The organism is Nocardia sp. NPDC058640 (assembly GCF_042716995.1).
In the GTDB taxonomy this organism is placed as follows: Bacteria; Actinomycetota; Actinomycetes; order Mycobacteriales; family Mycobacteriaceae; genus Nocardia.
In genome coordinates, this window is the sequence record NZ_JBHXRG010000006.1 from 171,725 (window position 1) to 188,321 (window position 16,597).

The 16,597-nt window shown below is 69.0% G+C and carries 14 protein-coding genes; 11 read left to right on the top strand and 3 right to left on the bottom strand.

Annotated features, from left to right (window positions below; translation table 11 throughout):
• Nucleotides 1-20: 20 nt before the first annotated feature.
• The 3 genes from ACFWU5_RS11280 to ACFWU5_RS11290 are packed head-to-tail and all read right to left on the bottom strand — an operon-like array spanning nucleotide 21 to nucleotide 3,102.
• Nucleotides 21-917 carry a carotenoid biosynthesis protein gene (locus ACFWU5_RS11280; RefSeq protein WP_379267033.1) on the bottom strand — a complete coding sequence of 299 codons (897 nt, stop codon included), beginning with the start codon at nucleotides 915-917 and terminating at the stop codon, nucleotides 21-23.
• Complete coding sequence (locus tag ACFWU5_RS11285; protein ID WP_379267034.1) at nucleotides 914-2,479, bottom strand: phytoene desaturase family protein; 1,566 nt, start codon at nucleotides 2,477-2,479, stop codon at nucleotides 914-916. Before ACFWU5_RS11285 ends, ACFWU5_RS11280 begins: the two co-directional genes overlap by 4 nt.
• On the bottom strand, nucleotides 2,476-3,102 hold the full coding sequence (locus ACFWU5_RS11290; protein WP_379244214.1) for a GNAT family N-acetyltransferase: 627 nt from the start codon (nucleotides 3,100-3,102) through the stop codon (nucleotides 2,476-2,478). Before ACFWU5_RS11290 ends, ACFWU5_RS11285 begins: the two co-directional genes overlap by 4 nt.
• A 115-nt stretch (nucleotides 3,103-3,217) precedes the next feature.
• Here ACFWU5_RS11290 and ACFWU5_RS11295 point away from each other — a divergent pair, with 115 nt between their 5' ends.
• The 11 genes from ACFWU5_RS11295 to ftsW all read left to right on the top strand — a co-directional run bounded on the left by ACFWU5_RS11295 (nucleotide 3,218) and on the right by ftsW (nucleotide 16,564).
• Nucleotides 3,218-3,667: an SAV_6107 family HEPN domain-containing protein gene (locus ACFWU5_RS11295; RefSeq protein WP_379244216.1), complete on the top strand. Its 450-nt coding sequence runs from the start codon at nucleotides 3,218-3,220 to the stop codon at nucleotides 3,665-3,667.
• A gap of 125 nt (nucleotides 3,668-3,792) precedes the next feature.
• Nucleotides 3,793-4,221, top strand: coding sequence for a DUF3040 domain-containing protein (locus ACFWU5_RS11300; RefSeq protein WP_379244218.1), 429 nt, complete (start codon nucleotides 3,793-3,795; stop codon nucleotides 4,219-4,221).
• A 381-nt stretch (nucleotides 4,222-4,602) separates the two neighbouring features.
• Nucleotides 4,603-5,034, top strand: coding sequence for a division/cell wall cluster transcriptional repressor MraZ (mraZ, locus tag ACFWU5_RS11305; protein ID WP_379244219.1), 432 nt, complete (start codon nucleotides 4,603-4,605; stop codon nucleotides 5,032-5,034).
• A gap of 193 nt (nucleotides 5,035-5,227) precedes the next feature.
• On the top strand, nucleotides 5,228-6,226 hold the full coding sequence (rsmH, locus tag ACFWU5_RS11310; protein WP_379267035.1) for a 16S rRNA (cytosine(1402)-N(4))-methyltransferase RsmH: 999 nt from the start codon (nucleotides 5,228-5,230) through the stop codon (nucleotides 6,224-6,226).
• The gene (locus ACFWU5_RS11315; protein WP_379267036.1) at nucleotides 6,223-7,398 is read left to right on the top strand and encodes a hypothetical protein; all 1,176 of its coding nucleotides are present in this window, start codon (nucleotides 6,223-6,225) and stop codon (nucleotides 7,396-7,398) included. The genes rsmH and ACFWU5_RS11315 overlap by 4 nt, the downstream gene beginning before the upstream one ends.
• The gene (locus tag ACFWU5_RS11320; protein ID WP_379267037.1) at nucleotides 7,395-9,275 is read left to right on the top strand and encodes a peptidoglycan D,D-transpeptidase FtsI family protein; all 1,881 of its coding nucleotides are present in this window, start codon (nucleotides 7,395-7,397) and stop codon (nucleotides 9,273-9,275) included. Before ACFWU5_RS11315 ends, ACFWU5_RS11320 begins: the two co-directional genes overlap by 4 nt.
• A gap of 113 nt (nucleotides 9,276-9,388) precedes the next feature.
• A complete protein-coding gene (locus ACFWU5_RS11325; RefSeq protein WP_379267038.1) occupies nucleotides 9,389-10,978 on the top strand; it encodes a UDP-N-acetylmuramoyl-L-alanyl-D-glutamate--2,6-diaminopimelate ligase in 1,590 nt (529 codons plus the stop codon).
• A complete protein-coding gene (gene murF, locus ACFWU5_RS11330; protein WP_379267039.1) occupies nucleotides 10,975-12,462 on the top strand; it encodes a UDP-N-acetylmuramoyl-tripeptide--D-alanyl-D-alanine ligase in 1,488 nt (495 codons plus the stop codon). Before ACFWU5_RS11325 ends, murF begins: the two co-directional genes overlap by 4 nt.
• Nucleotides 12,459-13,535 (top strand): phospho-N-acetylmuramoyl-pentapeptide-transferase, encoded by a 1,077-nt coding sequence (mraY, locus tag ACFWU5_RS11335; protein ID WP_379244231.1) that lies wholly within the window; start codon nucleotides 12,459-12,461, stop codon nucleotides 13,533-13,535. Before murF ends, mraY begins: the two co-directional genes overlap by 4 nt.
• A 50-nt stretch (nucleotides 13,536-13,585) precedes the next feature.
• Nucleotides 13,586-15,022 carry a UDP-N-acetylmuramoyl-L-alanine--D-glutamate ligase gene (gene murD / locus ACFWU5_RS11340; protein ID WP_379267077.1) on the top strand — a complete coding sequence of 479 codons (1,437 nt, stop codon included), beginning with the start codon at nucleotides 13,586-13,588 and terminating at the stop codon, nucleotides 15,020-15,022.
• A gap of 174 nt (nucleotides 15,023-15,196) precedes the next feature.
• Nucleotides 15,197-16,564, top strand: coding sequence for a putative lipid II flippase FtsW (gene ftsW, locus ACFWU5_RS11345; RefSeq protein ID WP_379267079.1), 1,368 nt, complete (start codon nucleotides 15,197-15,199; stop codon nucleotides 16,562-16,564).
• Nucleotides 16,565-16,597 lie beyond the last annotated feature (33 nt).

Consider the following 16,597-nt stretch of genomic DNA (forward strand, 5'->3'; position numbering starts at 1 on the left):
TGCCCATCGACCCCTGCCGATCAGGCGTTTTCGCGGGGAATCGCGGTGACTCGCGCGCGCCGGGCCGCCCACAGGCGCGCGAACAAGGGGATTCCGAGCACGCCGAGTCCGACGAAACCCCACGCCGCCGACGCCGGCAGGCCGAGAAACACCGCGTGCGCGAGAGTCGAACCGAGCCAGGTCCACCCGAACACCGCGACGGGGACGGCGACCGACGGATCGCGCGGCGGATTCCGGCGATCCAGGACCGTGAGCAGGCCGGCCATGAGCGTGGCCACCAAAGCCCATCCCAGATAGTTGGTGCACGGAATCTGCGGCAACCCCGGCAACCCCGCATCGGTCACCGCCCACGTCCACTGACCGTCGGCGACCATCTGCGGATCCAGAAACAGGTCCCACCCGACCGCGCCGAGGACGAACAGCCCGGCGCGCCGCGCATTCGAAGCTCTGGCTGTTCCGGGTGCACCGAACCGGCGCCCACCGCTTCGCTCCCAGTCGGAGGTGAGCAAGCCCGCCACGATCCAGATCGGATACAGGCCACCGGTCCACGCGAGCGGGACGACCAGGGGGACATCGGCCAGCGCCGGACCGAGCCGGTCGACGGCGTAGGAGTAACTGCCGAACGGGAACCCGGTGGCGGTCCCGATGATCTCCGCCGCCAGGCCCAGACCCGAGACGATGGCGAAAAACCCAACAGCCCAACGAAGTCCGCGCGTGGTCGCTGCGTGCAGAAGTGCGGTCACGGCCGAGAGCACCACCACTGCGACGGTGATCCGATCACGGCCCACACCCTCGCTCAATGGGTAGCTGACCTGTACGAGCACCAGAGCCATCGCGGCAACAGCGGGCAGCGCGCGCCGGCGGTCCGCACCCAACCAGTCCTGGACCGCAGCAAAACTTTCGCCGCTCGCTGTCATCGCGAACGCGGCAGGCCGAACCTGCGCTTGCGACCATCACGCAGAACCAACTGCGCCGCACTACGACCACTGGCCCCTGAGACCCCGCCACCGGGATGGGTCGACGCGCCCGTCAAATACAGTCCGGGCGCACCCGGCACCCGCTGCCCCGACAATTCCGGCAGCGGCCGCCACAGCATCATCTGATCCAGGGACATCTCCACATGCATGACATTGCCGCCACGCAAACCCATCTCGCTTTCCAGATCGACCGGCGTCTGCACGAAACGCTGCCGCACCGACGACGCGAAACCCGGTGCGTACCTTTCGACTTCGGCGATGATCCGATCCGCCTCGTGCTCGGCGTGTGCTGCCCAGTCGCTGCCGTCGGCGAGCTCGTACGGATGCCACTGCGCCCACAGCGAGAGCTGATGTTGCCCGGCGGGTGCGATGGACGGGTCGAGCGCGCTGAAACTCATCGCCAGCACCACCGGACGCGGCGGTAGCGTTCCACCGAGCGCGGCACCGTGCGCCAGTCGAAGCTGACGTCGATCCGACACGAGAAACTGCAGGCCCCGCGCGGATTCGGCAACGCTAGCGCCGGGATATTCGGGTAGCCGGTCGGTGGCCAGACGCACCACCATGCCGATGCCGGGGCCCACCCGGATGCGTCGCTGCCAGTCGTCGAGCACCGCGGTGTCGAAATCGCCCGCGCGCAACAGGTCCAGCGTGGACAGAATGTGCGAACCCGCGATCACGGTGTCGGCGTGCAGGATTCGGCCCGATTCGGTCGTCACCTGCCAACCGCTGCCGGACCGGCGAAGCGAAGTGACCGCATCGCCGGTATGCAACTCGCCCCCATCGGCACGCAACCGCGCGATCAACGCGGCACTGAGTGCCCCACTTCCGCCCACCGCCCGCCCCGGCGGCAATGTGTGCATGAGCGCGGCGAACCCGGCCATCGGCGCGGTCCCCGGTTCCGACATCGGCGGACCCGACTGCGCACCGAACCACGCCAGCGACGCCTTGAGCCGTTCGTCGTCGAACCAGAAGTCCAACAGTGCGTCACCGGACTGCAAGAACTCCCGCGACAACGCCGACCCACCGGCCTTCGCGTCCAGCCCCCAGAACGAACGCACCAGCCTGCCGGGCGTGGGCGGCCCACCGAACGACCGCATCACCCGCGCACTGCGCTCACCCCACACCGCGACGAACCGCCGATAAGCGTCAGCGTCCTTGACACCACACGCCGCCTCGATCGACGCACACGTGCGGTCCAGATCCCGATGGAACACGATCGGCGCACGCCCACCGTCCGACGGCGTGAAACCCCACGGATCACAGTCGATATACCGCAACCCGAACCGGTCGAGCTCGAGCTCCTCGATGATCCCGGTGTGCCGGATCATGATGTGCGCCGACGAACCACGATCGACAAGATGGCCCGGAAACCGCTCCACGGTCGACACCGCCCCGCCGGGCACCTCGTCGCGTTCGAGCACCTGCACCCGGTGTCCGTCGCGCGCGAGATAACAGGCCGCGACCAGCGCGTTGTGGCCGGAACCGACCACCACCGTCGTCACGGGTGCGAGGGCGGCATCGGCAGCCTGCGCCCCAGGATCGCGAACGGCCGGGTATCGCCGGCGAACACGAAATTGCGGACCACATCGGTGAACCCGGCCCGTCGATACAGCTTCCAGGCCCGGTTCGCCTCCTCCGGCACCTCCGGCGTGGACAGCAGCACCGCCGCCTCCACCCGGTCCGCGAGCAACCGGTCCAGCAGTCGCGCCCCGATCCCGCGACCCTGCGCGGCCGGATGCACGTGCAGCTCGGTGAGTTCGAAATAGTCCGCGAGCAGGTCGCGCGCGGTCGCGTCGGGCCAACCGCTGCGGCGCATCCCGGTCTGCACCTGCTGATGCCACCACTGCCGCGGCGCCCCGCTGTAGCCGTAGGCGATCGCCACGATCGGCGCCGTACGCAGGTCGACGCCACCGGCATCGTCGGGCAGCACCGCCGCGACGGCTCGCCAGCCCGCCCGGCCGGTGTGTTCGTTCCACATGGGGGCGCGATGGTGCTCGGTGCCGCGCGGGTACTCCATGGCCGCGACATAGACCGACAGCGCGTCGTGCAGACGGGCGCGCATGCCGGCGACGGTGAGGTCGACGACCACGGGTGCGGGGGTGTGTTTCGGCTTGACGGCTGTCATGGCTCTCGTCGAGGGATGTGGACGCGGAAAGTTGTCAGTGGGTGTCCCTATATTCAATCTCAATTCAAACGTTCGAATGCTAGTTCGATAGTGCGAGGGGCGAAAGGGGCAGCAGATGACTGGTCACACCGATGGTCGGGCACCGCATGGTCACGACGGGCGCGCCGGCGGGCTATTGCGTCAGGCCGATGCCCTGCTCACCGATTCCGCCTGGGAACACGAACCGGGGGAGCGGTTCCGCACCGCGTACCTGGCCGCGCTGCGCGGTGCCGGTTCGATGATCGCGCTCACCGGAGCCGACCGGGCCCCGCGAGCGCGTTCGCGCAGCGCGTGGGTATTGCTGAGACGCGCCAGCCCGGAGTTCGTGATGTGGGCCGATTATTTCGAGGCGCACTCGCAATTACGGGCCGCGCTGGAGGCCGGATTGGACCGCGCGATCACCGACACACAAGCCGATGAGTTCTGCTCACGGGTGGGCGCATTCCTCTACGACGTCGACGATGCGCTGGTAGCCGCCGCTAAGAGCCACCCGCAGCCGAGTCGTGGCCGCGACATGACCGCTTAGTTATGACCGAGTAGGTGGTACGCCACCGATCGAACTCGTATCATGGGGGACAGATAGCCGCCAAGGTCGGCTACCCGTCGCCTACCCGGAGGCGACCAGCCACGCCTAGTGCCGGGGGAGGTACCGTGCCACTCTCCGAGCACGAGCAGCGCATGCTCGAACAGATCGAGAGCGCTCTCTATGCTGAGGACCCGAAGTTCGCCTCGTCCGTCCGAGGCGGACGACTTCGTTCCACGTCGAGTAGACGCAGACTGCAGGCTGCGGCGTTGTTCGCCGTCGGCCTGTTCCTGCTGGTCGCCGGCATCGCCGCCCCGTTCAAGCCGGGCGGTTTCCCGATCATCAGTCTGGTCGGATTCATCGCCATGTTCGGCGCTGGTGTCCTGCTGATGATCGGCAACTCGCGTCGCGCCGCGCGACCCGACGCGCCCGAGACCCCGGCGGCGGGCAGTGTCCCGCCGACCGGACCCACCGCCCGCGGTGGTCGCCCACGCAAGTCGGGCGGCTTCTCCGAGCGCATGGAAGACCGATTCCGGCGACGGTTCGAGCAGGAGTAGCTCACACCTAGCCGGTCACGACGGCGGCGCCGCACCCACCACCGGGTGCGGCGCCGCCTTTGTGCGTGCGTGTGTCGGCAGGGCGTTCCCCCCACTCTCCCCACGGCTCCCCACCTCGCCCCCACGTGATGTCCGAATAGTCGCGTACCTGCGGTGTTTGCTGAACGTTGTCGGAACCGCGGGTTGCCGACCCGCGCGGGTTGCCCGAACTCCCGATAACCGCGAATCTCAGTGATAGCTGGGATGACCTGCGCAATTGCGTTGGCGGGGAGCGAGATCACGCAAGGTTTCGCTGGAAAGTGGGGGAAAGTGGGGTAATGTGGGTCGCGCACTACAGGAGAGGCCTCACGGCGGTGTTAATCCAGTAGGGAGGTGGCCGGGATGTTCCTCGGTACCTACACCCCCCGATTGGACGACAAAGGGCGGCTGACGTTGCCTGCGAAGTTTCGAGACGATCTGGCGGGAGGGTTGATGGTCACGAAAGGCCAAGACCACAGCCTGGCCGTGTATCCCAAAGACGAGTTCACCGCGCTTGCGCGACGAGCCGCGTCGGCGTCCCGAAGCAACCCGCAGGCAAGGGCTTTCGTTCGAGCACTGGCAGCGGGCACCGACGAGCAACGTCCGGACGCACAAGGCCGGATCACGCTGTCGCCCGACCATCGGCGCTACGCGAACCTCTCACGGGATTGCGTGGTCATCGGGTCGGTCGATTTCCTCGAAATATGGGATAAGCAGGCGTGGGAGACCTACCTCGAAGACCACGAGGAGGACTACGCGCAAGCCGGAGACGAGTCGCTGGGCGGAATCTTCTGACCCCGAGCACGCGAGTGCTGCGAGGCCTCTGCCCGGGCGTGGACCCTGACGTACTTCCCCGACGCCAGGTGCCGTGCCCCGGTCAGAGACCTCGAAGCATTCGCGGCAGCTCGTTTCACACACACTCATTCGAAAAACGCCGCGGGGCAAGACGATCCGTCAGCTCAGCGCGGCAGTATCCCGGGAGGTCAAGGTGAGCCATGACGCCGAGAACCCCCGTCATGTGCCGGTCCTGCTCGAGCGCGCCGACGATCTGCTCGGCCCCGCGCTGAGCGAACCGGGCGCGGTCTACTTGGACGCGACGCTCGGATTGGGCGGGCACGCGGAACATTTCCTGCGCACCTACCCCGAAGCACGACTGGTCGGACTCGATCGCGACACCACCGCACTGCGGCTGGCAGGCGAGCGCCTCGCGCCCTACGCCGACCGGGTCACGCTGGTGCACACCCGCTACGACGGTATCCCCGCGGCGTTGGCCGAGGCGGGCCTGAACGAAATCGGTTCGGTCTCAGCCATTCTCATGGACCTCGGGGTGTCGTCGATGCAGCTCGACGAAGCCGAACGCGGCTTCGCCTACTCCATCGACGCGCCGCTGGACATGCGAATGGACCCCACCACGGGCCCCACCGCCGCCGACGTGCTCAACACCTACAGCCACGGCGACCTGGCGCGGGTGCTGAAAACCTATGGCGACGAACGCTTCGCGGGCAAGATCGCCTCGGAGGTGCTGCGCAGGCGCGTGGTGAAACCGTTCGCCACCAGCGCCGAACTGGTCGAGGTGCTCTACGCGACCATTCCGGCCGCCGCGCGCCGCACCGGCGGACACCCGGCCAAGCGCTCGTTCCAGGCGCTGCGCGTGGAGGTCAACGGCGAACTCGACTCGCTGCGAGCAGCACTGCCCGCGGCCCTGGATTCACTGCGTGTGGGCGGACGGATCTGCGTCATGTCGTACCAGTCGCTGGAAGATCGGCTGGTCAAACACGAACTCGCACCACGGATCATCTCCCGGTCACCGATGGACCTGCCGGTCGAACTGCCCGGCATGGGACCGGAGTTCACGATGCTCACCCGAGGTGCGGAAAAAGCGACCGATTCCGAGATCGAGGTCAATCCGCGATCCGCACCGGTGCGGATGCGCGCGGCCGAACGTATCGCGGAGAGGTCAGGGAGGACACAGGAGGGGACACGATGAGCGTGCGGAGCAGCACAGTCGCGGTACCGAGCAAGGCGGCTCGCCGCGTGCAAGCGGCACAACGAGTGAAATCCGGTGCGGCACAGCGGGCCTACGCCCGCAAGCGCACCAGGGAACAGCTGCTCGACGGCATCGAACTGCCCGAACGGAACTCGACGATGGCGGGACGGATCCCGTTCGTCACCGCGATCATCGGTCTGCTCGCGTGCGGCCTGGCCCTGACCCTGCTGCTCACCACCCGCGCTGCCGAGGACAGCTACCGGCTCAGCGACACCAGGGCCACCAACCGCAAGCTCGCCGACGAGCGGGCCGCCCTGCAGCGTGAGGTCGCCGGTGCGGAATCGGCTCCCGAATTGGCTTCCCGCGCACGCGAACTCGGCATGATCCCCGCCAAGGACCCGGCTCGACTGGTGATCGGCGCCGACGGTGAGGTCACGGTGATCGGTGACCCGACGCCCGCTCAGGGTGCACCCGCCCCGCCGCTGAACGCCCCGCCGACCACCACGCCCAACGGTCCGGCACCGGGTCATGCGCAGGCGCAGGGTGAGCGTGTGGTGCCCGTACTGCCGGGCGTGCCGCTGACCAGCCCGGTGGCTCCCAACGCGGGTCCCGCAGCAACCGGCGCGAGTCCTGTTGTGCCCAGCGGTGTTCCGACACCGGTACCGGCACCCGCGTTGGCCGCACCGACAGCTCCCGCCGCGAACGAACCGCAGGCTCCGGCCGTTCCGTCGCAGCCCGCGGCGGAACCGGCGCCTGCTCCGATCGTCGCCGCCCCGATCGCAGCGCCGGTGCCGGCGAACGGTCAGACTCCGCTGCCCGCACAGGCACCCGCATCGGCGAACGGCGAGATCCTCGCACCGGCAGGCCAGCCCGCTCCGGTCGACGGCAGCGCACCGCCGGCCCCGGTGACGGTGCCCGATCGAGCTGAGGCCCCAGGTCAGGGCGAACCTTTTGCCCAGGTCGAAACCCCTTCGCCCACACCAGGTTTCGCGCCCGAATCGGGCCTGGCTCCCGAACCGGCCATCCCCGCTGACGCGCCGCTACCTACGCCGGGTGCGGCCCCCGGCCCACGAGCACCCGCCGCAGGACCGCCCACCGCGGTCGCACCCCCTGTCGGCGCACCCACGAGCGAACAGCCTCAGGTCGTCGAATCGCAGGATGTCCCCCGATGAAACGCAGCGGGCCCGCGTCGCCGAAGCGACGCGGGCCGGTCTCGTCGAGGGCCCGCGCGCTCTCGCCGGACCGGCCCATCCGCCTGCGACTGGGCGTCGGACGGGTGGCGCTGTTGTCGACCCTGGCCGTTGTCGCGTTGCAACTGCTCTACATTCAGAGTTTCGCCTCGCCCGCCCTGTCCGCGCAGTCGGCCGCGCAGCGCACCATCAAGGCGACCGAGGCCGCGGTGCGCGGTCCGATCACCGACCGGTACGGCAATCAGCTCGCCTTCACGTTGACCGTGAAATCCTTGACGTTCCAACCGGTTCTGGTGCGCAAGCAGTTGGCCAAGGCCAAGGAGCTGAAGGCCGGCGCGCCCGATCCCGAGCAGCACTTGAAGGACATCGCGAAGTTCATCCACGACAAGCTCGGTGCCATCGCGGGCACGCCCAGCGAGAAGGATCTGCTGGCGAAGCTGAACAGTGAGAAGGGCTTCGAGTACCTGGTCAAGAATGTCGATCCGCGGGTGGCCGCGGAGATCACCGAGAAGTATCCGGTGGTCGGCGCCGAACGTACCGACCGGCGCGAATACCCCGGCGGCTCACTGGCATCCAATGTGATCGGCGCGACGAACTGGGACGGCCAGGGCCACATGGGCCTGGAATCGGCACTGGATTCGGTGCTGTCGGGCACCGACGGTTCGCGCACCTACGACCAGGGTTCCGACGGCGCGGTGATTCCCGGCAGCTATCGCGATCAGCAGCCCGCGGTGAACGGCAACGGCGTGGAGCTCACCCTCGACGCCGACATGCAGTACTACGTGCAGCAGCAGGTCAACCAGGCCAAACAGATGTCGGGCGCGTCCTCGGCCTCGGCGGTGGTCCTGGACGCCAAGACCGGTCAGGTGTTGGCCATGGCCAACGACGGCACCTTCAATGCCGCACTGGGACCTGATGGTTGGACCACCGGCAAGCTGAACAACCCCTCGGTCTCCGAACCCTTCGAGCCCGGCTCGGTCAACAAGATCGTGACCGCCGCCGCCGCCATCGAATACGGCGTGACCACCCCCGACGAGGTGCTGCAGGTCCCCGGCTCGATCCGGATGGCAGGCGTCACCGTCAACGACGCGTGGCAACACGACGTCGCCCCCTACACGACCACCGGCGTATTCGGAAAGTCCTCCAACGTCGGCACTCTCATGCTCGCCCAGCGGGTGGGCGAGGACCGCTTCGCCGACATGATCACCCGCTTCGGCCTGGGCCAACGCACCGGCGTCGGCCTGCCCGGCGAGAGCGGCGGCCAGGTGCCCGCCCGCGACCAGTGGTCCGGCGGTTCCTTCGCCAACCTGCCCATCGGACAGGGCCTTTCGATGACCACCCTGCAGATGGCGGGCATGTTCCAGGCCGTGGCCAACGACGGGCTTCGCATCCCGCCGCGCATCGTCAAGGCCAAGATCGGCCCCGACGGTCACCGCACCGAGGAACTGCAACCCGATGGCGTGCGCGTGGTCAGCCCGCAGACCGCGGCGACCCTGCGGCAGATGTTCCAGGCGACCGTGCAGAAGGACCCGATGGGCGTCCAGATGGGCACTGGCGTACCCGCCGCGATCGAGGGTTATCAGGTGGCGGGCAAGACCGGCACCGCGCAGAAGGTAGACCCCGCGTGCCGGTGCTATTCGACCTCGTCGTACTACATCACCTTCGCCGGGATGGCGCCCGCGGACAACCCCCGCTACGTGATCGGGATGATGCTCGACGCGCCCGTGCGCAGCTCCGACGGCTCGGGTGGCGGATCGGCCGCGCCGCTGTTCCACAGCATCGCCTCGTGGGCCCTGCAACGCGACCGGGTGCCACCGTCGCCGGAACCCGCGCAGTTGGTGCTGGAAGCCGGGTCATAGCGGGTGCGGTTCGCCCGCTGAAACTCAACCCACGTTGTCCGTCCGACACCGCGCGTCGGTAACCTGACTGCTCGTCTCGCCCACGCGCTCGATCACTCTCAGAGAGGAGCCTTGTGCCCGCGCAGTCCAGCCCGCACGCGCTCCGGCCAACCACTGCGCTGTCGACCCCGCTGCAGGCGCTGCTGCACCTCACCGGTGCCACGTCGGCGACGCCGGTATCGGGCGACGTGACGGTCACCGGCATCGAACAACGCTCCAACGCGGTGCGCCCCGGCGACCTGTTCGTCGGTCTGCCCGGCGCGAACTCGCACGGTGCCCGTTTCGCCGCCGACGCGATCGCCGCGGGCGCGGTGGCCGTGTTCACCGATGCCGCGGGCGCCGCGCTGATCGGCGACGTGGCTGTCCCCGTGCTGGTGCGCGAACAGCCCCGCGCGGTGCTCGGCGAACTCTCTGCCGAGATCTACGGCCATCCGAGCGACAAGCTGCGCATCATCGGCATCACCGGAACTTCCGGCAAGACCACCACCTCGTACCTGGTCGAAGCCGGTCTGGTCGCGGCCGGACTGTCCACCGGCCTGATCGGCACGATCGAGACTCGCATCGGCGGCCGCCGCGTTCCCAGCGCGCTCACCACTCCCGAGGCGCCGCAGTTGCACGCGATGTTCGCCGCGATGGTCGAGCAGGGTGTCGACGCGGTCGTGATGGAGGTGTCCAGCCACGCGCTGGCACTGGGCCGGGTCGACGGGGTGCGGTTCGCGGTCGGCGCGTTCACGAATCTGTCCCAGGATCACCTGGACTTCCACAAAGACTTCGAGGACTACTTCGCCGCCAAACGTCGACTGTTCGACGCGGATTCGCCGATCGCCGCGCGCACCGCGGTGATCTGCGTCGACGACGAGTGGGGCACCCGCCTGGCGGGCGACCTGGTCGACCCGATCACCGTGTCGACCACCGGCGCGGCGACCTGGTCCGTGGTCGGCGACATCAAAACGACCGGCGGCGAACAGGAATTCACCGCCGCGACCCCCGACGGCGACCTCACGGTGCGCCTGCGCCTGCCCGGCCGCTACAACGTCGCCAATGCCCTGCTGGCCGTGGCCACCTGCGCCGCGGCAGGCGTCGACCCCGCGATCGCGGCACCCGCGCTGGCCGTGGTCGACGTGCCGGGCCGGATGCAGCGGGTGGAACACGGCCAGGACTTCCTCGCCGTGGTCGATTACGCGCACAAGCCCGCCGCCATCGAATCCGTGGTGACCACCCTGCGCGGTCACCTCGACGAGGCGGGCACCGGCAGGCTCGCCGTCGTACTCGGCGCGGGCGGCGACCGCGACATGGCCAAACGTCCGCTCATGGGCGCCGCGGCCGCCCGCGCGGACCTGCTCATCGTCACCGACGACAACCCGCGCACCGAGGACCCGGCGGCCATCAGAGCCGCCGTGGTGGCCGGTGCCCACGACATCCCCGACACCGACCGCGGCGAGATCCGCGAGATCGGCGACCGCGCACAAGCCATTGCCGCCGCGGTGAACTGGGCGCGCGCGGGCGACGTGGTGCTCGTGGCGGGTAAGGGCCACGAGTCGGGCCAGGAGATCAAGGGCGTCAAGCAGCCGTTCGACGACCGCGAGGTGGTCGCCGCGGCGCTGGATGCCCTGCGGACACAACAGAGTCCGCGTGCGGACTCGGAGGATTTGACGGTTTCATGATCGAGATGACACTGCGGGAGATCGCGGACGTGGTCGGCGGACAGCTGCACGACGTACCCGACCCCCAGGCACTGGTGACCGGCTCGGTCGAATTCGATTCGCGCCGAATCGGTTCCGGCGATCTGTTCCTCGCGCTACCGGGCGCCAACTCCGACGGACACGACTACGCGGCCACCGCGATCGCCGCCGGTGCGGTCGCGGTCCTGGCGGCCCGACCGGTCGGCGTGCCCGCGATCGTGGTCACCCCCGAACTCGGTTCGGTCCCGGCCACTTCGGTGGCGCTGAGCCACGACGGCGACGGTTCCGGCGCCGCGGTACTGTCGGCGCTTGCCGAACTGGCCCGCGTCAGCACGCAACGCCTGGCGCAGCGCACCGGACTCACCGTCGTGGGCGTCACCGGATCCTCGGGCAAGACCTCGACCAAGGATCTGCTCGCCGCGGTGCTCGCGCCGCTGGGTGCGGTCGTCGCGCCGCCCGGCTCGTTCAACAACGAACTGGGCCACCCCTGGACCGCCCTGCGCGCAGGCGCGGAAACCCGGTTCCTGGCACTGGAACTGTCCGCGCGCGGCCGCGGCCACATCGCCGCACTGGCCCGCATCGCACCCCCGCGCATCGGCGTCGTGCTCAATGTCGGCACCGCTCACCTCGGCGAATTCGGCAGCCGCGAAGCCATCGCGCAGGCCAAGGGCGAACTCGTGGAAGCCCTGCCCGCCGAAGGCCTGGCGGTGCTCAACGCCGACGACCCGAACGTGGCCGCCATGGCCTCGCGCACCAAGGCCCGCGTGGTCACGGTCGGCCTGTCCGGCGACGCCGACATCCGCGCCACCGACGTGACCACCGACGGCCAGGCCCGCGCCCACTTCACGATGCACGCGAACGGCGAGTCGATCCCGGTGCAGCTCGCGGTCAGCGGCGAACACCAGGTCGGCAACGCACTGGCCGCCGCGGCCGTGGCCCTGGAATGCGGCGCCGACCTCGAGACCGTGGCCACGGCACTGGCGGGCGCGACCGCGGCCTCGGTGCGCCGCATGGACGTCACGACCACCCCCGACGGCGTCACCGTCATCAACGACTCCTACAACGCCAACCCCGACTCGGTGCGCGCGGCGCTCAAAGCGCTGGTCACCATGGCCAAACCGGCCAACCGGCGCAGCTGGGCCGTACTGGGCGAGATGGGCGAACTGGGCGACACCTCGGTGATCGAACACGACGCGATCGGACGCCTGGCCGTACGCCTTGATGTCGACCGGTTGATCGTGGTCGGCACCGGACGACCCTCCCACGGCTTGCACCAGGGAGCGGTAATGGAAGGCTCTTGGGGCGAGGAATCGATCCTCGTTCCCGATATCGACGCGGCGATCGCGCTGCTCGACGACGAGATCGCCCCCGGCGATGTGGTACTGGTCAAGGCGTCGAAGGCGGTCGGCCTCTGGGTCGTCGCCGAGCACCTGACCGGGGCAGCGGAAGGTAACAAAGCTCGATGAGGCAAATCTTGTTCGCGGCGGGGATCGCACTGGCGGTGTCGATCCTGTTGACGCCGTTGCTGGTTCGGGTTTTCGCCAAACAGGGCTTCGGCCAGGAGATCCGGGTCGACGGCCCGGCCAGCCACCAGGCCAAGCGCGGCACCCCCACCATGGGCGGTGTCGCCATCCTGATCGGCATGTGGGCGGGCTACCTCGGCTCGCACCTGATCGGCATCGGCTACGACGCCGAAGGTCCCACCGCGTCGGGTCTGCTCGTGCTCGGCCTGACCACCGCGCTGGGCATCGTCGGCTTCCTCGACGACTTCATCAAACTGCGCAAGCAGCGCAACCTCGGGCTGTCGGCCGCGGGCAAGTACATCGGGCAAACCGCGGCGGCGGTCATCTTCGCGGTGCTGGTGTTGCAGTTCCGCAACACCGACGGCCTTGCCCCCGCCAGCCAGCACCTGTCGTATGTGCGCGACTGGAACACCGTCTCCATGGGTGCGGTCGTTTTCGTCATCTGGGTGCTGCTGCTGGTCGTGGCCTGGTCCAACGCGGTCAATCTGACCGATGGACTCGACGGTCTCGCGGCGGGTTCGATGAGCCTGCTGCTGGGTGCCTACGTGATCATCACCTTCTGGCAGTTCCGCAACGCCTGCGCCACCAGCCCCGAAGCCGGCTGCTACAACGTGCGCGACCCCCTCGACCTGGCGCTGGTCTGTGCCGCCGCGGCCGCCGCGTGCATCGGCTTCCTCTGGTGGAACGCCGCGCCCGCGCGGATCTTCATGGGCGACACCGGTTCGCTGGCGCTGGGTGGCCTGATCGCCGGTCTGTCGGTCACCACTCGCACCGAACTGCTGATGGCCGTGATCGGCGCGTTGTTCGTCGCCGAGGCGGCGTCGGTGGTGCTGCAGGTCGTGGTGTACCGCACCACCCGCAATCGCCTGTTCAAGATGGCGCCGTTCCACCATCACTTCGAGTTGAGTAAGTGGGCCGAAACCACGGTGATCATCCGGTTCTGGATATTGGCGGGCATCTCCGCCGCAGTGGGTCTGGGCCTGTTCTATAGCGAATATCTGTCACAGGTCGGGTGAATCGAAACATGGTCGAACACTCGCCCCGCGCCCTGCGTTCCCCGGGCCCCATGCTGGAATTCCTGCGTGGCCGTGACGTTCTCGTGGCCGGTTGGGGCGTCTCCGGACGCTCGCTGATCGAACCGCTGCGCGATATCGGCGCGCACCCCGTGGTCACCGACAACGGCGCCAAGGCCCTGGCCGAAGCCGCCGAACTCGGCCTCGAGATCGCGCCCAGCGTCGAACTCGAGAAAGCCGACCTGAGCCGCTTCGCGCTGGTGATCACCAGCCCCGGCTGGCGACCGGATTCGCCGGTGCTGGTCTCCGCGGTCACCGAGGGCGTGCCCGTGTGGGGCGACGTCGAATTCGCGTGGTGGGTCGATCAGGCCCGCATCTACGGCCCCGTCCGCAAGTGGCTGGTGGTCACCGGCACCAACGGCAAGACCACCACCACCCAGATGACGCACTCGATCCTGCGCGCCGCCGGCATCCCCAGCGTGGCCTGCGGCAATATCGGCCTGCCGATCCTGGACGCGCTGCGCCGCAACCCCGGTCCGCAGGTGCTGGCCGTGGAACTGTCCTCGTTCCAGCTGCACTGGGCGCCGTCGGTGCGACCCGAAGCGGGCGTGGTGCTCAACGTCGCCGAGGATCACCTGGATTGGCACGGCGGCCTCGACGCCTACGCCGCCGCGAAAGCGCGCGCGCTGACCGGTCGCGTCGGCGTGGTCGGCCTCGACGACCCGGTCGCGGGCTCGCTGGCCCGAAAGGCCAAGGCGCGCCGCACCGTCGGTTTCCGCATCGGCGTCCCCGCCGACGGCGAACTCGGCGTGGTCGACGGCAAGCTGCTGGACCGCGCCTTCACCAAGGCCGCGATCCTGGCCGAGACCAGCGACATCAGCCCACCAGGACCCGCCGGCATCGCCGACGCACTGGCCGCGTCCGCGCTGACCAGGGCCATCGACGTGGCCCCGCAGTTCGTCAAAGAGGGCCTGGCCGAACACAAAGTGGGCCCGCACCGCACCGCGTTCGTGCGCGAACTGGGCGGCGTGGAATTCATCGACGATTCCAAGGCCACCAACCCGCACGCCGCCCGCGCCGCGATCATGGCGCACCCGCAGGTGGTCTGGGTGGCGGGCGGTCTGCTCAAGGGCGCGAGCGTGGACGACCTGATCGAGGAGATCGGCGACCGACTGGTCGGCGCGGTCCTTTTCGGGGCCGACGCGCCGGTGATCGCCGCCGCGATGGCGCGACACGCACCCGAAGTCCCGGTCATCCAGCTGGATGCGGGAGACGATGCAGACATGGAGTCGTCCCGATCCCAGCGAGCCGAAGCGGTCATGGGCCGCGCGGTGCGCGCCGCGGCAGGCCTGGCAGGCCCCGGCGACACCGTTCTGCTCGCCCCGGCCGCGGCGTCTTTGGACATGTACGACGACTACACCCACCGCGGACGCTGTTTCGTGGATGCGGTGACGGCACTGGAAGACGGTGACATCGGGCGGGCGCTGTGACCACACCGCGCCGAGCCCAGAACTCACCGCCCACAAGGGGGCAGCGTGGCTGACAGCCGAGGCAGCGCGGGGACCACGCGGGCCCAGCCGAGTACGAGTCGAGCGGACAAGGGCGCCGGACCGTCGCGCCGCTCCGGCACGCCGAACTGGGCGGGGGAGCGCTTCGGCGCGTGGCTGGCGCGGCCACTGGCGTCGTTCCACCTGATCGTCACCATCGCCACCCTGCTCACCGTGCTCGGTCTGGTGATGGTGTTGTCGGCGTCGAGCGTGGAGTCCTATGCCGACGGGGAGTCGGCCTACGCGCTGTTCATCCAGCAGGCCATGTTCGCCGCGCTGGGTGCGGTCGCGTTCTATGTGGCGTTGCGGTTGCCGTTGCGGTTCCTGCGGCAGTGGTCGTTTCCGATCTTCAGTATCTCGGTGCTCGCGCTGGTGCTGGTGCTGATCCCCGGCATCGGGACGAAGGTCGGTGGGGCGCGCCGCTGGTTCGACATCGGGCCGCTGTCGATCCAGCCGTCGGAATTGGTCAAGGTGACCCTGATCGTGTGGGGCGCGCACCTGCTCGCGTCGCGTCGCGGCGGCCAGCTCAAAGACATCCTGGTGCCGCTGGTGCCCGCCGGTCTGCTGGTGTGTCTGCTGGTGGTGCTCGAGCCGAACCTGTCGACCACCATCGCGCTGGGCATCGTGCTGATGGCGCTGCTGTGGTTCGGTGGGCTGCCCGTGCGGTTGTTCGTGGCGATCGTGGCCACCGGCACGGTCGCGGCGGCGGTGCTCGCGGTGTCGGCCGGGTATCGCTCCGACCGCGTGCGCGCGTTCTTCAATCCCGGCGACGATCCACTCGGCGCCAATTACCAGGCGCTGCAAGCCAAGTACTCCCTGGCCGACGGCGGCATTCTCGGCCGGGGTCTTGGCCAGAGTCGCGCCAAGTGGAGCTACCTGCCCAACTCGCACAACGACTTCATCTTCGCCATCATCGGCGAGGAACTGGGCTTCCTCGGCTGCATGGTGGTGCTGGCGCTGCTGGCCCTGTTCGTCTACACGGGCATTCGCATCGCGCTGCGCTCGGTGGACCCGTTCCTTCGCCTGCTCACCGCCACCGCGACCACCTGGATCACCGCGCAGGCGCTGATCAACATCGGCTACGTCGTCGGCCTGCTGCCGGTGACCGGTCTGCAGCTGCCGCTGGTGTCCGCGGGTGGTTCGTCGCTGGCGATCACGCTGTTCATGTTCGGCATCATCGCCAGCGCCGCCCGGCACGAACCGGAAGCGGTGTCGGCGTTGAAAGCCGGTCAGGACGGTCGACTCAGTCGTCTGCTGCGCCTGCCGGTGCCGGAGGTGTACACCCCGCCCGTGCGCAAACCCGCGCCGCGCAAACCCGAACGCCCACGTCAGCCGCCTCGCCGCGAGCCCGCCCCGCAGCGCAGGCGACGCGCGCCCGAAAGTCGCGGCACGAGTTCGCTACGGTCGACTAGAGCATGGGAGCCGACCTACCCGATGCCACACCGCCCGGTGAAACGGCAGAACGGCGGAGGTAGCGGAGCGTGAGCACGCGGGCCTTCGTGAACCGGGCACATCGAG